18 protein-coding genes and 1 pseudogene are annotated in these 18,903 nt (G+C 61.0%); 7 read left to right on the forward strand and 12 right to left on the reverse strand.

The genetic code is table 11. From position 1 onward, the window contains the following. Window positions 1-142: 142 nt before the first annotated feature. The 3 genes from CO660_RS34265 to CO660_RS00885 all read right to left on the reverse strand — a co-directional run bounded on the left by CO660_RS34265 (window position 143) and on the right by CO660_RS00885 (window position 2,293). Window positions 143-268: a hypothetical protein gene (locus CO660_RS34265; protein WP_257784615.1), complete on the reverse strand. Its 126-nt coding sequence runs from the start codon at window positions 266-268 to the stop codon at window positions 143-145. A 61-nt stretch (window positions 269-329) separates the two neighbouring features. After that, entirely contained in the window at window positions 330-1,559 is a 1,230-nt protein-coding gene (locus CO660_RS00880) for a benzoate/H(+) symporter BenE family transporter (protein WP_176536209.1), read from the reverse strand. Between the two features lie 149 nt (window positions 1,560-1,708). Further along, entirely contained in the window at window positions 1,709-2,293 is a 585-nt protein-coding gene (locus CO660_RS00885; RefSeq protein WP_011426306.1) for an ATP-dependent Clp protease proteolytic subunit, read from the reverse strand. 231 nt (window positions 2,294-2,524) lie between these two features. On the opposite strand from CO660_RS00885, the gene CO660_RS00890 reads away from it, so the two are divergent. Then, entirely contained in the window at window positions 2,525-3,286 is a 762-nt protein-coding gene (locus tag CO660_RS00890) for a DUF2076 domain-containing protein (RefSeq protein WP_097596975.1), read from the forward strand. Between the two features lie 135 nt (window positions 3,287-3,421). Here CO660_RS00890 and queF read toward each other — a convergent pair whose 3' ends face one another. From queF to CO660_RS00920, 6 genes are all read right to left on the reverse strand, one after another. Then, a complete protein-coding gene (queF, locus tag CO660_RS00895; RefSeq protein ID WP_085778944.1) occupies window positions 3,422-3,886 on the reverse strand; it encodes a preQ(1) synthase in 465 nt (154 codons plus the stop codon). After that, window positions 3,886-4,800 carry a CDF family cation efflux transporter EmfA gene (gene emfA / locus CO660_RS00900; protein ID WP_097597126.1) on the reverse strand — a complete coding sequence of 305 codons (915 nt, stop codon included), beginning with the start codon at window positions 4,798-4,800 and terminating at the stop codon, window positions 3,886-3,888. The genes queF and emfA overlap by 1 nt, the downstream gene beginning before the upstream one ends. Before the next feature lie 225 nt (window positions 4,801-5,025). Beyond that, a complete protein-coding gene (locus tag CO660_RS00905; RefSeq protein ID WP_097597127.1) occupies window positions 5,026-5,682 on the reverse strand; it encodes a DUF2161 family putative PD-(D/E)XK-type phosphodiesterase in 657 nt (218 codons plus the stop codon). 14 nt (window positions 5,683-5,696) lie between these two features. After that, window positions 5,697-5,936: a hypothetical protein gene (locus tag CO660_RS00910; protein WP_097596976.1), complete on the reverse strand. Its 240-nt coding sequence runs from the start codon at window positions 5,934-5,936 to the stop codon at window positions 5,697-5,699. Between the two features lie 103 nt (window positions 5,937-6,039). Continuing rightward, window positions 6,040-8,229: an anthranilate synthase gene (locus CO660_RS00915; protein WP_097596977.1), complete on the reverse strand. Its 2,190-nt coding sequence runs from the start codon at window positions 8,227-8,229 to the stop codon at window positions 6,040-6,042. A 265-nt stretch (window positions 8,230-8,494) separates the two neighbouring features. Continuing rightward, window positions 8,495-10,699 (reverse strand): TonB-dependent hemoglobin/transferrin/lactoferrin family receptor, encoded by a 2,205-nt coding sequence (locus CO660_RS00920; RefSeq protein ID WP_245421272.1) that lies wholly within the window; start codon window positions 10,697-10,699, stop codon window positions 8,495-8,497. On the opposite strand from CO660_RS00920, the gene CO660_RS33675 reads away from it, so the two are divergent. Both CO660_RS33675 and CO660_RS00925 read left to right on the forward strand, forming a co-directional pair. Further along, window positions 10,602-10,874, forward strand: a complete 273-nt coding sequence (locus CO660_RS33675; protein WP_245421280.1) for a hypothetical protein — start codon at window positions 10,602-10,604, stop codon at window positions 10,872-10,874. The genes CO660_RS00920 and CO660_RS33675 overlap by 98 nt on opposite strands. Before the next feature lie 147 nt (window positions 10,875-11,021). Further along, entirely contained in the window at window positions 11,022-11,972 is a 951-nt protein-coding gene (locus CO660_RS00925) for an extensin family protein (RefSeq protein WP_097596979.1), read from the forward strand. Window positions 11,973-12,133: 161 nt separating this feature from the next. On the opposite strand, the gene CO660_RS00930 is transcribed toward CO660_RS00925, so the two are convergent. Beyond that, complete coding sequence (locus tag CO660_RS00930; RefSeq protein WP_097596980.1) at window positions 12,134-13,813, reverse strand: formate--tetrahydrofolate ligase; 1,680 nt, start codon at window positions 13,811-13,813, stop codon at window positions 12,134-12,136. A gap of 155 nt (window positions 13,814-13,968) precedes the next feature. Here CO660_RS00930 and CO660_RS00935 point away from each other — a divergent pair, with 155 nt between their 5' ends. Further along, window positions 13,969-14,499 (forward strand): TIGR00645 family protein, encoded by a 531-nt coding sequence (locus CO660_RS00935; protein ID WP_097596981.1) that lies wholly within the window; start codon window positions 13,969-13,971, stop codon window positions 14,497-14,499. A gap of 67 nt (window positions 14,500-14,566) precedes the next feature. On the opposite strand, the gene CO660_RS00940 is transcribed toward CO660_RS00935, so the two are convergent. Beyond that, window positions 14,567-16,057 (reverse strand): hypothetical protein, encoded by a 1,491-nt coding sequence (locus tag CO660_RS00940; RefSeq protein WP_245421266.1) that lies wholly within the window; start codon window positions 16,055-16,057, stop codon window positions 14,567-14,569. Between CO660_RS00940 and CO660_RS33680 the strand changes: the two genes are divergently transcribed. The 3 genes and pseudogenes from CO660_RS33680 to CO660_RS00950 all read left to right on the forward strand — a co-directional run bounded on the left by CO660_RS33680 (window position 16,044) and on the right by CO660_RS00950 (window position 17,755). Continuing rightward, window positions 16,044-16,412 carry a hypothetical protein gene (locus CO660_RS33680; RefSeq protein WP_245421268.1) on the forward strand — a complete coding sequence of 123 codons (369 nt, stop codon included), beginning with the start codon at window positions 16,044-16,046 and terminating at the stop codon, window positions 16,410-16,412. The genes CO660_RS00940 and CO660_RS33680 overlap by 14 nt on opposite strands. A 112-nt stretch (window positions 16,413-16,524) precedes the next feature. After that, window positions 16,525-17,250, forward strand: coding sequence for a LuxR family transcriptional regulator (locus CO660_RS00945; RefSeq protein WP_085778952.1), 726 nt, complete (start codon window positions 16,525-16,527; stop codon window positions 17,248-17,250). A gap of 45 nt (window positions 17,251-17,295) precedes the next feature. Continuing rightward, window positions 17,296-17,755: pseudogene (locus tag CO660_RS00950) on the forward strand (PAS domain-containing protein). 11 nt (window positions 17,756-17,766) lie between these two features. On the opposite strand, the gene CO660_RS00955 reads toward CO660_RS00950, so the two are convergent. After that, the gene (locus CO660_RS00955) at window positions 17,767-18,897 is read right to left on the reverse strand and encodes a DUF2333 family protein (RefSeq protein ID WP_097596983.1); all 1,131 of its coding nucleotides are present in this window, start codon (window positions 18,895-18,897) and stop codon (window positions 17,767-17,769) included. Between the last annotated feature and the right edge of the window lie 6 nt (window positions 18,898-18,903).

The following is an 18,903-nucleotide window of genomic DNA, read 5'->3' on the forward strand; positions in this document are numbered from 1 at the left end:
GTCCCGGCATTTGCCCCGCCTCTTAGCCGATCGCATCGGCCTTGGCGATAAACAAATGCGGACCTTCGTCGGTCGTTAGGTCAATTTTGAAAGTGAATCGCGAGGAGCGATGCCGGGCGGGCTTTCGGCCGCCGGGCGCTCCTCAACGGACCCGGCAACCGCGCGTAAGGCCGAGGAGAAGAAGCGAGGTCACGGCGCTCGAGACGTCACGCAGGGCGATGCGGCCGCGTGCAATCGTATCGGAAATCTTGGCGCCAGAGGTCTTCATGGCCGCGCTTATAGCGTTGGGCGGTGAAACTGGCAAGCCCTCTCGGCCCGCCGGCTTTCCGTTACTTCTGCCGAGCGCGATCTTTCGACATCTTCACCAGCCGCGACAGCGCCAGCATCAGCCCGCCGGCGATCAGTCCCCAAAAGGCACCCGAGATGCCGGCGAAGGAAACGCCGGATGCAGTGACGAGGAAGGTGATCGCCGCCGCCTCGCGCGATTCCTGCGCCTGGAAAGCCGACATCGCCGAGGATGAGAAGGCCCCGACCAGCGCCAACCCCGCCACCGCCTCGATCAGAATGGGCGGCGCCAAGGCGACGAAGGCCGTGACCGCGCCGGCGAGCAGCCCGAGGATCACGTAACCGACGCCGGCGATCAGCGATGCCCAATAGCGCCGCTTGGGATCGGCATGCGCGTCATGCCCGGCGCACATTGCCGCGGTGATCGCCGCCAAGTTGACGGCATGGCCGCCGAAAGGCGCCGACAGCAACGAAAAGAAGCCGGTGACGGCGAAGAGCGGACCTGGCTTCGGATCATAGTGATTGACTTTTAGGACGGCGATGCCGGGAATGTTCTGCGAGGCCATGGTGACGATGAAAAGCGGCAGCGCGATCGAGATGAAGGCCGCGAGGGTGAATACCGGCCGCACGAGTTCCGCCGTCGGCACCAGCGATCGTTCGAGCGAGGCGAAAGCGCCGTCGGGAATGTCGACGCCGAAGGCGAGCACCAGCACGAAGGCGGCGAGTGCGGCCGGCACCGCCCAGAGCCGCATGAAGGCGCCGACGACGATCCAGGAAATGACGATCGGCAGACCGAGCAGCGGATTGAAGCCGATCGCCTTCACCGGCGCAAAGCAGAGGCCGATCAGCACACCTGATAGCATCGCATTCGCGAGCGGCGCGGGAATGGCGGCGACCGCCCGGCCGAGCGGCTTGAACAACCCGGCAATGATGATCAGCACGGCGCAGATCAGGAATGCGCCGACCGCTGCATTGAAGCCGCCCTCGATTGCGCCGGTGCTTGCGAGCAGCGCCGCCCCCGGCGTCGACCAGGCGATGCTGATCGGCAGTCGAGTCACGGCGCTGAGCACGATCGCGCAGACGCCCATGGAGATCGACAACGCCATCAGCCCCGAAGCGGCCTGCGCATCCGTCGCACCCACCGCCTGCAGCCCATGCAGCACGACGGCGAAGGAACTGGCGGAGCCGACGAAAGCGGTAAGCAGACCCATGAACAGGGCCTGGACGGAAAAATCTTTGAGCATGGCGGACTCTGGGCTGCTGGAATGGCGCATGGAGCATGATGGTTGGCGCCCGCGCAAGTCCAGATTGAGGGCTTTCCGTCCAGCCCTACCGGTCAATGACCGCAAGCATAACCGAAATCAAGACGCCCTCACCTGCGGTCGGCAGGCAAGGGCGTTTCGAAGGTTTCGGTCGAGAAAACTCAGATGTCGGCTTGCGACGTCACGATGCGCGAGACAAGGCCATAGTCCTTCGCCTCTTCGGCCGAGAGCCAGTAGTCGCGATCCGTGTCCTTGGCAATCTTCTCGAGCGGCTGGCCGGTGGCCTCCGCCATGATCTTGTTCAGGCGCTCGTTCATCTTGATGATCTCGCGTGCCTGAATCTCGATGTCGGATGCCATGCCGCGCGTGCCGCCCGACGGTTGGTGCAGCAGGAAGCGCGTGTTCGGCAGGCACAGGCGTCTCTCCCTGGGAGCCGCGACATAGATCAGCGCGCCGGCCGAAGCGACCCAGCCGGTGCCGATCATCCAGACCTTCGGCTTGATGAACTTGACCATGTCATGGATGGAATCGCCGGATTCGACATGACCGCCGGGCGAATTGACATAGATGCGAATGTCTTCGTCGCTGGCCGCAGCAAGTGCAACGAGTTGCGAGCAGACCTTCTGCGCCAGTTCCTGGTTGATCGGTCCATAGATGAAGATCGAACGCGACTTGAAAAGATTCGCCTCCGTTTCCTTGCCGAGCGGCAGTTCCTTCGTCTTGTCGTCCTGTTCTTCGTCGTTCATTCGAACCTCTCGGAGATGAATTCGGGTTCCTCGCACATAGTGCGACTCAATGCCTAAAACAATGCGGGAAAAACACAAGGCACCGAAGCGGTGGAGATATCCTTAAGAAGCCGCGCACTGTTCCGCAAGCCTTACTGAAATGTAACGGTGGAAGGCTTTGAAAAGCCGGAATCGGTTCCTACCTCACCTCTCACATGGCAATCGCCAAAAGAGATCAACAGGAGACCGGACATGTCACCGGAAGAACGCCAATTGCTGACCGCCCTCTTCGACCGCGTGCGCACCGCGCAAGCCCAGCCGCGCGACCGCGAGGCCGAAGCTCTGATCGACCAGGCGACGCGCGAGCAGCCGTCCGCCACTTACTATCTCGCCCAGGCCGTCATCGTGCAGGAAAAGGGGCTGGAGGCGGCCGCCAACCACATCAAGGAACTCGAGGAGCGCGTCCGGCAGTTTGAAGCCGGAGCCAGCGAGCACCGCCAGGCCGAACAGGGCGGCGGTTTCCTGAGCTCAATCTTCGGCAATACCCAGACGCAGCAGCCCGCGCCTGTCCCCTCCAACCCCGGCCCCTGGGGCCAACCGTCCCGCGCCTATGACGAGCCGCGCGGCTACGATCGCCAGACGCCGCAGCAGCCCACCGGCCCCTGGAGTCAGCAGGCCTACGCGCCGTCTGCCGGCGGCAGCTTTCTGCGAGGTGCGCTCAGCACGGCCGCGGGCGTTGCCGGCGGCATGCTGCTTGCCAACTCCCTGAGCGGCATTTTCGGCAACCACATGTCCTCGCTCGGCTGGGGCTCACCCTTCGGCGCCAACCCCTTCGGCAATGCAGCCGCCCCGACCGAGGAAACCATCATCAACAATTATTACGGCAATGACGACGTCCGTCAGGCCGCGGATATTGCCGGCAATGACAATGACGACAACCTGCAGCAGGCCGATTACGATGACGGCGATGATTATAGTGATGATTCGTCCGGCGACGACGTGACGGATGTTTGAGGTCTAACGAGCAGAAATGGGCGGCAGTTTGTAATCACTTGCCGCACCGTATCCCCGCCCTTCGCTTTAAGCTCAGGGCGTTCGTCGCTGCAATCGATTCACTGGATCGATTGCTCGGGCTTTGCCGGACGCTCCTCACCCACGTCCACGATAGGTGGCGACACCCTGCTCCGGCAGCCACACACCTTCCGGTGGCTTGCCCGTCTGCCAGAAGACGTCGATCGGAATGCCACCGCGCGGATACCAGTAAGCGCCGATCCTCAGCCACTTGGGGTCGAGCAGTTCGACGATGCGCTTGGCGATGTAGATCGAGCAATCCTCGTGGAAGGCGCCGTGATTGCGGAAGGAAAACAGGAAGAGTTTCAGCGACTTCGATTCCACCAGCCATTCGCCTGGGATGTAGTCGATGACGATATGGGCGAAATCCGGCTGCCCCGTCATCGGGCAGAGAGAGGTGAACTCCGGCGCGGTGAAGCGCACGACATAGTCGGTGCCGGCATGATTGGCCGGCACTTTCTCCAGCACCGCCTCTTCCGGCGATTTCGCAGTTTCGGTTTGCTGACCCAGCATCGACAGGCTGGAAACATCGGTATTCGGCATCATGCCTCCTTGATGACTTTGACGCGGATGCCATGGGCCTTTTCGCCCTCCGGCTCCACATGAATGGCTATTTTGGCGCCCTCATGCACCGCTCTGATGGCATCCTCAAGGCGGTCGCATATATCATGCGCCTGCCGCACCGACATAGTGCCGGGCACCACCATGTGAAAATCGATGAAAGTGACGGTGCCAGCGCGCCTCGTCTTCAGGTCATGCACGCCGATCGAACCCGCCGCATGGGTCGCGATTGCCTGCTTGATCGCTTCCTCTTCCTGCGGCTCGACCGCCTGGTCCATCAGACCGCCGATCGATTGCGAGATCACCTTCCAGCCTTGATACAGGATGTTGATGGCAACCAGAATGGCAAGAACCGGGTCGAAGATCGCATAACCCGTCGCCAACGCCAGCAGCAGGCCGACGAGCACGCCGACGGATGTCACCACATCCGACATGATATGCTGCCCATCCGCCGCCAGCGCCGCCGAGCGATGTTTGCGTCCTGTCCGAATCAACAGCCGCGCCCAGACCGCATTGATGAGGCCGGCGGCAATATTGATCGCAAGACCGAGCACCGGCGCATCGAGCATGCGCGGTTCCGCGAGATAACCGATCGCCTCCTTGACGATCAGCAGCGCGGCGACGACGATCAGCACGCCTTCGGTCACGGCGGAGAGATATTCCGCCTTGTGATGGCCGAAAGGATGGTCGTGATCGGCCGGCTTCTGCGCGTAGCGGATGACGAAGAAGGCGATGAAGGCGGCCACGACGTTGACCGTCGATTCGAGCCCGTCCGACAGCAACGCCACCGATCCGGTCACCCACCAGGCCACCATCTTCAGGCCCATGACGCCGAGGGACAGCGGAATACCCCACATCGCCAGCTTTTGAACAGTAAGATCGCCGTTGTCGCTCATATCGTCCTCCTGCGGTTGCGAATGAATTGCAGGGTCCAAGCCATTGAAATGCAAAACCGCCCACGCGAATGTCGCGCAGGCGGCCCAGTTGCGGCTGATATGGGCGATGATGGAGGATTTGTCAAAGAGAATGACGGGTCCCTTCACAGCCAGTGGTCGCTTCCCGATGGGAAGCAGTGCCGGCACCCGATACGCGATCCTCTACAGCGCCGGGGGAGCGGAATCTTACCCGAGAGATTGCGGCCACCGCAGAAGCGCGGCCTGGCCTGCCGTCGTCAGGGCGTAGACGCCCTTTTCCCGGCGCTCGAACCATCCATAGACGTTGTCGCGCAGGATCGGACCGGCCTTTGGCGTCAGCGCCTTCATATCTCGCGGACGCACAATTCCGCGGTCGAGTGCGGCCGCGCAGAGCAGCGCCTGTTGGCGATAGGCCGTCATGACCGGCGCCCGCGAGCCGCCGCCGACGGCAGGATCGCCGCGACGGCGCTGATGCTCCTTGACGAGGCGTGAGCGTCGCTTGGGATTGGTGCGCGGCATCGGCGAGATCGAACTGACGATGACGCTGACCTCGCCGCCATCCGAGACGCCGAGCATGCCGATGCCGAGCCGCCGGCAGAGGTCGCGGTAGCGCTTGTCCGTCTCCCGCCCGCGCCCCTTGGCCGAAACGCGCGCCGCGATCCAGAGTTCGTCGCTCACGGCAGCCCGATCGACCGCCTGAAGCAGCAGTTCCAGATTGAAGGAGAGCTTGAGTTCGCAGATCACCACGACCGGCGGCTCGCCATCGCTCAACCCGACGAGATCGCATCCGCCGACCTCACCCTTGACGACATAACCGGCCGCTTCCAGGAAGGCTTTGACCGGCAGGTAGAGCGATGTCTCCATCAGAAAATCGCGCATCAGGCAGCGTTGAGATCGGCAATCTCGCCATATCGTGCGAGCAGTCGCGGCGAGGTCATGTCGCCGGTCTCCTCGTCGACCATCACGGCATAGGCCACAACGCCGACGAAACGCTCGGCCATCGCCGAAGCGATCTTTTCCGCGCTGACGGCGTTCGAGGCCTGACGCATTTCGCCAGGCACGAGACTGCCGCGGTTCTTGCGGTAGGGAAGGACGATGAACTTCTCGGCACTGGCCACGGCGATAATTCCCGGTTGATCGTTCCGGAAATGTTCTGATTTGCCTAACGGAGTCAACCCTCGCCCCTATCCGAACATGGAAAGGGGCGAGATGGAGCTAGGCTCAGGCCGCCTTCGTCTTCACCTTGCGCGCCAGATGCGCCACGACATTCTCGATCATCCGCATGCCCGCATCGCCGCCGAGCGTCATGATCGATTCGGGATGGAACTGCACCGCAGCGATCGGCTCCTTGGCATGTTCGATGCCCATGATCGTGCCATCCTCGCTTTCCGCCGTGATGATGAATTCCCGCGGCAGCGTCGAGGGATCGGCAAAGATCGAGTGGTAGCGGCCGACCGTCACTTCCCTCGAAAGGCCGGAGAAGACGATGCCGGGTTCCAGCACGCGGATGCGCGAAGGCTTGCCGTGCATCGGCAGCGCCAGATGGCGCAATTCCCCGCCATAGGCTTCCGCGAGCGCCTGCAGGCCGAGGCAGACGCCGAAGATCGGCAGGTTGCGGGCCCGCGCCTTCTTGATCGTCGCTTTGCAATCGAAATCCTTGGGATTGCCGGGACCTGGCGACAGCACGACTAGATCCGGGTTCAACCGGTCGAAGATTTCTTCCGGCACCGGCGTACGCACGGTTGAAACCGTTGCCCCGGTCTGGCGGAAATAATTGGCCAGCGTGTGGACGAAGCTGTCCTCATGATCGATGAGCAGGATGTTGACGCCCTTGCCGACGCTGGCGACGTCGCGCTGGATCTTGCCGGAATTGCCGGTCTTGGCGTCTCGGATGGCGGAAAGCATGGCAGAGGCCTTCAATTCGGTTTCGGCTTCTTCTTCCTCAGGAATGGAATCGTTGAGCAGCGTCGCCCCGGCGCGCACTTCGGCGATGCCGTCCTTGATGCGCACGGTGCGCAGCGTCAGGCCGGTATTCATGTCGCCATTGAAGCCGACCATGCCGATCGCTCCACCATACCATGCACGCGGGCTCTTTTCATGGCTCTCGATGAAGCGCATCGCCCAGAGCTTCGGTGCACCGGTGACGGTCACGGCCCAGGCGTGGCTGAGGAACCCGTCAAAGGCGTCCATGTCGTCGCGCAGCCGCCCCTCGATGTGATCGACCGTATGGATGAGGCGCGAATACATCTCGATCTGCCGGCGGCCGATCACCTTGACCGAGCCCGGCTCGCAGACCCGGCTCTTGTCGTTGCGGTCGACGTCCGAGCACATGGTCAGTTCGGATTCGTCCTTCTTCGAATTCAGGAGCTTCAGGATCTGCTCGCTGTCGGCGATCGGATCGTCGCCGCGCTTGATCGTGCCCGAGATCGGGCAGGTCTCGATGCGCCGGCCGGAGACGCGCACGAACATTTCGGGCGAGGCGCCGACCAGATATTCCTGATTGCCGAGATTGATAAAGAAGGAATAGGGCGAGGGATTGATCGCCTTCAGCCGCTTGGAAATATCGGAAGGCTTGCTTTCGCAGCGCTCCATGAATTTCTGCCCGGGCACGACTTCAAACAGATCGCCCTTGCGGAAGCTCTCCTTCGCCTTGACGACGAGTTCGGCATACTCGCCCGGTCGATGGTCGCTCTTCGGCGGAATGGCATCCGTCTGCTTGAAGGGTTCCGGCGCGATCTGCTCAGCCTTGCCCTCGGTCGTCACGCCGCCTTTCTCGAAATCGTAGCGGTCGATCCAGGCTTTCGCGGCATAGTTATCGACGACCAGGATCTCGTCCGGCAGGTAGAGCACCATGTCGCGCTGATCACAGGGCCGCGTCAGCTTCAAATCGATCGCGTCGAACTGGAAGGCGATGTCGTAGCCGAAGGCGCCGTAGAGGCCGAGGCTCGCATCCGCCTGCGAATAGAAAAGGTCGGTCACGGCGCGCAGCACCGTGAAAACCGTCGGCATCTTCGAACGCTCTTCCTCGGTAAACACCCGATCCGGCGCCTTGACGGAAAGGTCGAGACGGCGGCCGGAGGAGGCGCCGAGCACAAGCGCGGGCACCGTCTTCAGCCGCTCGGTCACAAAGCCGAGAAGCACCTCCCCGCGCTCATTATAGGCCTCGATCCAGACGTCGCGGCCGAAGGAGGAGATGCCGAGCGGCGGATCGACGACGGCGGTATCCCAGCGCGTATAACGGCCCGGATATTCGTAGTTCGACGAGAAGACCGCGCCGCGGCGCTCGTCGAGCTTGTCGACATAGGAAGAGACCGCGTCGGCATAGGGGATCGCCCGCCGCTGCCGGGTGACGGTGATGCCGCCCTTGGTCTCGTAGATTTCCGCACCATCATCCCGCAGGATCGTTACCATAGTTCCACTCCGTTATCGGGCCCGGACGACAGGCGGCGATAAAACAAAAAAGCCGCCTCGAAGTTTCGGGCGGCTCACTCGTCGTCGTCTTTGGACACGATTGGTCGAGGCCGCCTCAGCGAGCCCACCACCAAACAGCAATGTTCAAAGACTTGATCATGCGAAAATTGTTAGCCTGAGATCAGCCGCCACGCAAGAGGCGATCGCACGAATGAAAAGGGCGGCCCGAAAGCCGCCCCTCCCCAGCCTTGAAGGCATGACTGGCTCAGAAAGTCTTGGTGAGCGAGACCTTGAATGTGCGACCCGGCTCGGAATACCACTCCCGCGGCTGCGACGCTGTCGCCGAGCTGAGATTGACGTCGCGCACGGCGAGCGCGTTGTAGTGCTCCTGGTCGAAGATATTGTAGACACCAGCTTGGACGCGGAGGCCCGGCAACTGTTCCGGCGTCCACCAGCCGGTCAAGTCGACGATTGCGTAACCGGGCGCATCAAAGGTCGTGTCGTTGGTGTTCGTGACCGGTGTATTGAGATGGTCCGTGAGCATGCCGGCCGCAAGCGTCGAGGAAAGGTCGAAGCCGAAGGTCTCATTGCTCCAGCCGCCGCCGATGATCGCCTTGAACGGCGCCACCGAGCGCAGGCGCTGGGTGGTCTCTTCGTTCCTGCCATAGGCATAGGCCAGCGAAGCATGCAGATTGATGCCGTTATTGAAGGTCTTGACGGTGCTGGCTTCAATACCCGAGATCGTCGCCGCAGCCACGTTCGTGTAATTGAACTCAGTAAAGCCTGTCGCGTCGACGCTCGTCACCGTCTCGATGAAGTTCTGATAACGGGTATGGAAAGCCGCGACCCTGCCGGTAAAATCGCCCGTGTCGAAATTGGCGCCGACTTCGACGCCGCGGCCGATTTCGGGTTCCAGATCAGGATTGCCGAGCTGGGCGTAGCGGCCGGTGGGGTTATAGAAGCGGCTATAGAGTTCGTCGACGGTTGGCGCGCGGAAGCCGACCGCCAGCTGCATATAGAGCTCTACATCAGGCGTCAGGTCGTATGTCGCAAGAATCTTCGGCGACATGGCGGCTTCCGTTCGGTCGCGAAGATCGCCGAAACGGGTAAGGCCGGTATTGTTGGCAAAACCGCCGCCGGTCGAGGGATCGTAGTTGAACCAGTCAAAGCGGAAGCCGGGCGTCAGCGTGATACCGGTGTTGCCGATCTCGATCTTGTCTTCGACAACAAGCCCAAGGTTCTGACTGTCCACATTCGGCACTTCCGCCTGGTTGTTCAGCGCCGGGCACGTCGTCAATGTCGGGCACAGAGCCCAGCTATATTGGCTCCAGCTGGAGACGCCGACGTCGAGCCCGACGCGAACGGAGTGGCTGAGGCCGGAATATTCGAAGTCCCTGGTCGCGGTGCCGCTGAAGCCCCAGGTTTCGTTTTCGACCTCGTTGTTGCGGCCATAGGCAACATTGGCGGTCGTACGGCCCCCGCTGCCGGCCTCCTTCTTCAAATCCTGCCAATAAAGCGTGGCGCGCGCACTGCTGAAGACCGCGTCGGAAGACTGCGCTTCATAATCGTAGTCGAGCGATACGCGATCGCGGTCACGCTGTTCGCGACCGTCATAATTGTCGATCATGAAGTTGCGAGGGCTGGTTCCTCCCTGAAGATGGCGCAGGTCGGTTTCCAGGTCGCGGCGGAAGCGTTCCGCCGTCAAGCCGATGCGATGACCGCCTTCCAGCTCCTGGCGCAGTTTGAAGAGCAGGTTGTGTTGGTCGAAATCAGCCGGGTTCGCCTCGGTGCGGAGAGCACCGTAAACGTCATTGTTGCCCATGTTCGCCCGCTCATGGCCTTTGCGGTAACCGCCCTGGAACAGGATCGAGGTGCCGCCGATCTTCTTGGCGGCGGCGGCCGAGCCGGAGAGGCTGCGGTCTTCGCTGTCATAGGTCGATTTCACGATCGCGCCCCAATCGCGGCCTTCGGGGATCAGATCCTCCGGCTCCAGCGTATTGAGAACGATAGCGCCGCCGAGCATGCCCGAACCGCCCTTGCTCGAATCTGCGCCGCGCACGATATCGAGCGAGGACAGCGAATCGAAATCGAACATATCGCCGCCGCCATTGGCGTTGGCAGGCGCAAAAGCACCCTGGCGCGAGCTATTTGAGATGTAAGGGATCGGAATGCCGTCGATCGTCGTCAAGATGCGAGCACCGGAAAGACCGCGCAGGTTGAAGCCTGCATCGGCACGCGAATAGTTCACGCCTGCATCGACGCTGCGGCCGATGTCGTCGTAATTAGTGACCTGCTTCTCTTCCAGCTGCTTCTCAGTGATCTCGGTCGCGAGCGGCGTATCGGCAACACTGCCCGGCGCCACGCGCTTGCCCTTGACGACGATCTTCTGCAACACGGTGCTGTCCTCCGACGCGGCTTCCGGCGTGCTGGCCGGAAAGCTTTGTGCGAAAGACTGCGAAACAGGAAGAATAACTGCGGCTGCCGTGCAGACCGATAGAACCGAGCGCCAATACCGGATGATCATAACCTACCCTCTGATGGTGATTACCGGGCTGGCTGGTCGTGGCGCGTCGAACGCTCGAGGGGCTGGCTGGGCTTTTGCTGATGAAGACGAAGCAGAATTCCGCCCTCTTTTCGCCGCATAAAAAACATGAGAAGTATTGTCAACATAAGTGAGTGCCTCATGTTGAATATTATCATCAAGTTTTAACGATCTCGTAGGACGTTGCACAATTGCAACGAAAAACGCCCTCATGCGTTGTTACCCGCGACGATACTAGGATCTGGGCCCATTGAGGAAACTTTCGACACTGGCGATCCTTTTCGCCGCTAGCGTCTTTCTTGCCGGCGCCCGCCTGCCTGCGCAGGGCCCCTTGCCAGAACCTCGGCCCGATACCGGACAGATGACCAGCCCGTCTGCCCCGCCAGCGGAAAAGGCGGAACCGCCCGCACCGGAGGAAGTTCCCGCCCCTCAGCCGAAACCGGACGTGAAGGAGCCGGAGGCGCCGGCATCCAGCCAGACGCCCGCGCCGCACGCCGCCCCGGCAAAACCGGAGCCGACGGAACCGATGCAAGGTCCGCCGCTGCCGCCGGGTACTGCCGGTCGCCCCCAGGCGCCGGAAGAAAACAAGCCGGAGGGTGAGCAGACGCTCGAAGAGCAGCAACTGACAATCGAGCCCGAGAGCGATGCTGAACATGCAGAATGCACCGCCGCCCTTCAGGCTCTGGGCGTTGTCTTCAAGGAAGCGCCGCGCATCGACGACGGCAATGGCTGCGGCATCGACAAGCCGATCATCGTCTCCGAGGCCCTGCCCGGCATTGCGCTCAAGCCGGAAGCGACAATGCGCTGCCCGGCCGCCCTCGCGCTTGCCCGCTGGATAAAGGAGAGCGTCATCCCCGCCGCCGCCGCTGCCCTGCCGGGACAGGGCCGCATCACATCAGTTAACCAGGCAACGTCCTATATGTGCCGCCTGCGCAATGGCGCCGGAACCGGCAAGATCTCCGAACATGCTCGCGGCAATGCTATCGACATTGCAAGCTTCCATTTCGAGAAAGGCGAGGACGTCGCCGTCCGCTCCCGCCGCGAGGACTCCACACTGACCGGCGCCTTTCAGCGAACCGTCAGCGCCGCCGGCTGTCTCTATTTCACCACTGTTCTCGACCCCGAAAGTGACGCCGCCCACGAGACCCATTTTCATCTCGACGTCATTGAAAGGAAGGGCGGCTATCGCTATTGTCACTGATGAACCAGTTTCCTGATCATCGCTGAATTCCATTGGGCCTTTGCCATCGGACCGTTGTTCCTCGGCACGATGCAAAGCCTTATCCGGTTGTTTATCGATCCAGACTTTGAAAAGCGTCGGAAGCACCGTCTGGTCGAGCGTTTCGGGAAGTCCGCCTCTGATCAGAACAACCCTTCAATATAACCCTGCTCATTCAAAAAAATCCGCTCCGCCGACGGCGATTTCGGCAGGCCGGGCATCGTCATGATCTCCCCGGTGATGGCGACGACGAAGCCGGCTCCGGCTGAAAGCCGCACCTCCCGCACAGAGACGATATGGCCTTCCGGCGCGCCGCGCAGGTTCGGATCGGTAGAGAAGGAATACTGCGTCTTCGCCATGCAGACCGGCAGCTTGCCGTAGCCCTGCTCCTCCCATGTCTGCAGCTGATCGCGCACCGCCTTGTCCGCGGTCACCTCGCCGGCATGGTAGATCTTCGAGGCGACGATCTCGATCTTCTCGAACAGCGAAATGTCGTCGCCGTAGAGCGGCTGGAATTTCGCCTGGCCCGATTCGGCCAGCTCCACCACCTTAAACGCCAGTTCCTCAATGCCGGCCGAACCTTTGGCCCAGTGCTGGCAGAGGATCGCTTCGGCGCCGAGCCGCGAGACGAATTCCTTCACCGCCGCGATCTCCGCATCGGTATCCATGACGAAATGATTGATCGCGACGACGACGGGCACGCCGAACCGGCGCACATTGGCAACGTGCCGGCCGAGATTGGCGCAGCCCTTCTTCAGCGCCGCGACGTCCTCCGTGCCGAGATTCTCCTTCTTCACGCCGCCATTCATCTTCAGCGCCCGGATGGTCGCGACGATAACGGCCGCGTCCGGTTTCAGCCCGGCCTTGCGGCATTTGATGTCGAAGAATTTTTCAGCCCCGAGATCGGCCCCGAATCCCGCTTCCGTCACCACATAGTCGCCGAGCTTCAGCGCCGTCTTCGTCGCCGTCACCGAATTGCAGCCATGGGCGATATTGGCGAACGGGCCGCCATGCACGAAGGCCGGATTGTTCTCCAGCGTCTGTACGAGGTTCGGCTGCATCGCATCCTTGAGCAGCACCGCCATCGCGCCATCGGCTTTCAGGTCGCGCGCACGCACCGGCGTCCTGTCAAAGCGGTAGCCGATGATGATGTCGCCGAGCCGCCGCTCCAGATCCTTGAGGTCGGTAGCAAGGCAGAGGATCGCCATCACTTCCGAGGCGACGGTGATGTCAAAGCCGCCCTGGCGCGGAAAACCGTTGGCAACGCCGCCGAGCGAGGAGACCATGCTTCTGAGCGCCCGGTCGTTCATGTCCATGACCCGCCGCCAGGTGATGCGGCGAATGTCGATATTCTCTTCGTTGCCCCAGTAGATGTGGTTGTCGATCATCGCCGCCAGCAGATTGTGCGCCGAGGTGATCGCATGGAAATCGCCGGTGAAATGCAGATTGATATCTTCCATTGGCACGACCTGCGCATAACCGCCGCCGGCCGCACCGCCCTTGACGCCGAAGCAGGGGCCGAGAGAAGCCTCGCGTATGCAGACGATCGCCTTCTTGCCGATCCGATTCAGACCGTCGCCTAGGCCGACAGTCGTCGTCGTCTTGCCTTCGCCGGCCGGGGTCGGATTGATCGCCGTGACAAGGATCAGCTTGCCGTCCTTCTTGTCCGCCTGCGCCGCGATGAACTCGGCGCTGACCTTTGCCTTGTCGTGACCATAAGGAACGAGCTGCTCGGCCCCGATGCCGAGCTTTGCCCCTATCTCAAAGATCGGCCTCTTGGCCGCGGCACGCGCAATCTCGATATCCGATTTGATTGCTGGCATGGATGCTCCCCATTGCGGCCTGCGCGGGCGCGAAGGCGTTTCCCTCGTCAGTGGGATATCGAAATATCGCTAAGCTGTGAATAGCGCTCGCCTTGCAGCCGCCACGCTGGACGGTTATGGGGCGCTCAACCGTCGCGGCTTTTGAAGGTGAAGACATGAAAGCATTGGAACTCCTCGTCGAGCGTATCATCCTGTCGAGCCGCTGGCTTCTCGTCGCCTTCTACATGGGCTTGGTGTTGGCGCTCGCCGCCTATGCCGTTTCCTTCGGCTATAAGCTCTTGAAGATCACCGCCAACGTCTTCATTCTCGACGAGGCGGGCATGATCCTTGCCATGCTCAGCCTGATCGATGCGGCCCTCGTCGCAAGCCTGATCGTCATGGTGATGATTTCAGGCTACGAGAATTTTGTCAGCCGCTTCGATGAAGCCGACGGCGCCGACAACGAGGTCTCTTTCCTCGGCAAGCTCGATTCAGGCAGCCTGAAGATCAAGGTCGCCTCCTCGATCGTCGCCATCTCCTCTATTCATCTGCTGCAGGTCTTCCTCAATGCCGACCAATACGAAGACGGCAAGATCATGTGGCTGACGCTTATGCACCTCACCTTCGTCGCCTCCGCCGTCATGCTCGGCTTCCTGGAGAAGCTCATGAGTGTGACGTCGAAGAACGATTTGAAGGACGAGGGATAGAGAGACGACGAACCGCTTGTCAGGTCGATGCGCGGGCAGGCCGGCAGTCGAGGCCTTCCTTTCCGCGTCAGTTCGAGGCCCCAGCAGCAGGAATGATCTCTGCCTCAGCTTTTCTGGGGCATCGAAGACTTTCCTTGGCAGCGGGTCCACACAGGCGGTCGCCGGGCTCATCGCCATAAGGGATGATGCCATTGACGATCCCAAGCTCGAGCGCCTGAGCACGAGGAATTTCTTTTCGCTCAATCGAGGTCGCGATCATCATCGCCTCGAAAGACTCGGAATTGACACCCATCTCGTCGAAATAGGCGAAGAATTTCGCAGATTCAGCCGTGGTGGGTCTCACGAGGCCGATATCGGAATATCCGACAATTCGCGGCGTTCCGCTCATCAAGACGAGAGCACAGGTCGAAAGGCAGTATGCCCCGCCGGCGGAGACCTCCCCCTCAGTTGGACCGCTTTTGGCCATGCTCGCCTTGCAACGCGGATTTAGCGTCGGGCAGTTCGGCAACCGCGTTCTGCCAACCGAGGTCTCCAGGCCTGCAGCACGGATTATACGTCCCATCGCGAAAGCCGCATCCATGTCCCCGCCATTGGACTGAAGCACGACCGGCAGCTTTCTTTCGCCGAGCGCCTCCAAGATCGCCTTCAGCCGAACCGGGGTATCCGGCGTGATGTCTCCTTCCGCAGAAATCCACTGCGTGCACTCCTCCTGACAATTGCCATGATGCATCAGCAGAAAGTCCATCGGCTGGGTTGTCGGCAGTTTCTCGCTTGTGTCTGCGACTGCAGAATGGCCGTGGCAGACGGCATCAGTGGCGGCATCCGGCACGCAGAGCGGCATGCCCGGCCACTCATTGTAAGACAGCATGTCGGTGTTCAGCCCCATGTGAAGTGCATCTGCGGGCGGTATGATCGTGATACGATCAGGAGCCGTACTCATCATCAAGGCGATCAGATCGCCGCTAACGCCCATCTCCTTCAAATAGGTCGTCAGCGCAGCAGTCGCCTTCTTGCCGAGCTTGGTGGAGCTGCTCTGTCCCACCGCCTTGCGTCCAACCTCTTTGCGGGAAATTTCCGTCTTCTTGCCGTTCACGATCTTATATTCGATGCGATAGGAGATACGCACCCTGTTGTAGACGGTCGTGATCTGGTGGACGCCAATGAAGGCCCATTGCGACGAGACGCGTGAGATGCCGCCGGCGAAGGCCAGCGGACATGCGGAAAAGCAGTATGCACCATCCGAATAGGTGACGCCGACCGAGCTGCCATCCTTGGCGATAGCTGCGGCGCAACGCGCATCATCCTCCGGGCAATCCTTCAATCGCGTGCCGCCTACGGCTGTTTCCAGGCCTGCCTTGCGGATCATCCGGCCCATCGCATAGGCAGCATCCACCTCACCGCCTTCCGACTGGAAGACGACGGGCAGTTTCCGGTCCCCGATTTTCTTCAGAACTCTTCTAAGCTGGGCGGGAGTATCGGCGGTTATGCGGCCCTCCGCCGATATCCATTCAGGACAGTCTTCTATACAGAGGAGGCTGTGTACGATGATGAAACGCATCGGGGGCTGCCCTGCCGGCTTCTTCTGCCCAGCCGCCTGCGAAGGCGCGGCACCGATCGACAAGTTCAACAAAAGAAAAACAAGTACTGCCAGAGAAAACAGATGCTTAAAATGCAGAGCAGGTGCAAAGCGCACGATTAAATCGCCTCAGTTGTACATGATAATACGCCTATCAATTGCATCGTGCCGCAGCAAGCCAGATTTCGACGCCTCTCGCTGCCCAAGCTCTTCCGGCGTGATTCTCTTCGCTCCCGGAGCAGGCGAGATCCGCAGCTATCCCGCCGCGGAAGAAGTCAAAGATACCACAACGCTATTTGCACAAGCCCCAACTCAACCGAGGCGCGCGCAGTCGTGACTATTTCTGCGCGTTTCGTACTAATCGGCTTGAGATAAGGCAATTGGGACTAGCATCCAGCAGTGTTTGTGTATTTGATAGCGTTAACATTGGGGCTGCCGGAGGCGTACAAATGTCTTATATGACCACCTCTGAAAGACAGTCGTTGCTTGCGGCGGAACTTGCTGTTGCAGGAACGCGCGGCCTGTTTGCACAAGGGCTCGGCAGGGTCTCTGCGGCTTTCGGACTGTCCTATGCGACGCTGATGCACGCTCCCTCGCCAGAAGACCTCCTCCTGAAACCGCTACTGATCGAAAGCTCCCTTCCCGCGGCCTATATCAGAGACTTCGATCGCGCCAACATGATGCGCGGTTGCCCTTTCGGCGTACGGCTGAGGGAGTCGGCCGTGCCGCAGGCCTGGCACCTCGACGATACCGTCAATGGACAGGCCTTTCCAGCCGAACTCCGCGCCTTGATGCTGCGCCATGCGATACCTGCGGGTGTTGCCATGCCGACGATTGCACTCGATGGGCAGCGCCTGGTCTTCTGGTTCTGCGGCGAGCGTGCGGCGCTCGGCCAGAGCGAGGTCAACGAGCTGGCGATCATCATCCTGCATGCCCTCGACGCATACAATGCCGTCAGGCGCAACGAGGAAAACGCGCACAATGCGCTGTCGGCGCGTGAACTTGAAGTCGTGCGCTGGACGGCACAGGGCAAGACTTCGATCGAAATCGGCCAGATCCTGGCGCTCTCCGATCACACGGTAAACGCCTACATGACCAACGCGATCAAGAAACTCGATTGCGTCAATCGCACCCAGTTGGTAGCAAAAGCAATTCGATTGAAGCTGATCAGCTGAAAAATCAGAAGAGGGTCAGCACGTCGTCCCGTGATTGGGGGAATCGTGTCTCTTCGTTTCGAACAGCCTGTCGTCGACAAGGTAGCACAGTCCCGCGTCCATATGGCATCACCGATGCGGAAATCGTGCAGATGGTTGCGGCCTATCGCCTTTTCGGCTTCTGGCGCATCGACATCGAACCCGGACATTTCTTTGCAAGCGAGGATGTGCACACGATCTTCGATCTTCCCTATAGCGACGGGCCGGTCATCTGGCCGAACTGATGTCTCGAATTCACGCCGAAGACCGCAGCCTGATCGCCCAGACCTTCGAGGAGGCAAGCCGTCACGGCGTCGGCTTCCATTTCGTCTATCGCGTCGACAACCGGCTCGGCGGTTACAAGTTGGTGCGCAGCATCGGCCGCTTCCGTGACGATGCCAGCGGCGGCGGCATCGTCGGCGTCACCTATGAATTCGTCGAGAGGCTGCGCGTCGTTGGCTTCGAGGATCATACGGGGCGCCGCTGACGCGCAACGCTCTAACGATCGAGCACCGACCGGATCTCGACGAGGTTTGAGCGCACCCTCAGAATATAGAAGCCCATGGTCGCGAGGTGGCTCGGCATAATCCAGCCATCTTCGCGGCCGTTCGAGATGATCGAGGGCTGGATGCGCAGTGCCGCCTGGAACTGCCGCGTGGTGCCGCTCCAAATCGCGCCGAGATTGCGTTCCTGCACCACCTGCGAGAAATCCGCCTGTGCAGCCGTCAGGATGGCGTAATAGGCATAAAGCTGGCCGTAGGCGAACCAGAACCGGTCGTCGGCACGCGTGTCGAACCAGCCGCGATTATGGTGTTCCGAGCGCTCGGCAAGCATGTCGGAAGTGGCGCCGAGATCGTTGGCGATGCGGTCGATGAACTGCATCAGATTGTCGGCGCGGCCGTCGAAAATAACGTTGCAGGCGGACAGATCAGTATTGAACTTGCGCAGGCTGCCGATCGCCGAGCGGTAGTAGGAAGGCGTTGGCGTTTTAGGCCCGAACGGATTGAGCCCGAAATACCAGCTATATTCGTCGAACTGCAGATTGCCGCGCGCGCTCTGCAGATCGTTGTTGATGCCAGACGTGCCGCGCACGCGCCCGAGTGTATCGACAAGCTCCGCCGAGGTACGCCGGACTGCCTGGTTGATGCCACGCTGGAACGAGGCCTTGTTGTCGAGGAAGGGCGTGTGATCCCAGTCGATCCCGAAGAAGCCCATTTTGTAGAGCAGCATGGAAGAAATCCATGCGTTCTGGTTGACGTTGAAATCGGTAAGGTCAGCCGTGACATCGACAATGGCTGAGCGCTGACAGGTCTTGGTGGCCGCGCCGCTCGCGCCCTCGGCGGACGGCAGTTCCTGCCCGGCGGCAATCTTGCGTTCCGAAAAGCGGTATTGGTCGACGAAGGCAGTGTTGAAGTTCGACCAGACCTGCGTCTGCCAGAAGAAATAGCCGTAAAGTACGGCGAAGAGCGCCACGAATGCGATGATCGGCAGCCGGATCAACCAGCTCCGGCGCTGGTACCAGCCATGCGCGGCAAGAAAGGGCCAAAAGGCCCAGGCGGAAAACAGGCGGGCCCAGCGGCCGATCGTCTGGCCGATCCGCCTGAAAAAACCGGCAATCCGGTCAAGCATCGTCGT

It is taken from the genome of Rhizobium sp. L9 (assembly GCF_002531885.1).
Classification (GTDB): Bacteria; Pseudomonadota; Alphaproteobacteria; order Rhizobiales; family Rhizobiaceae; genus Rhizobium.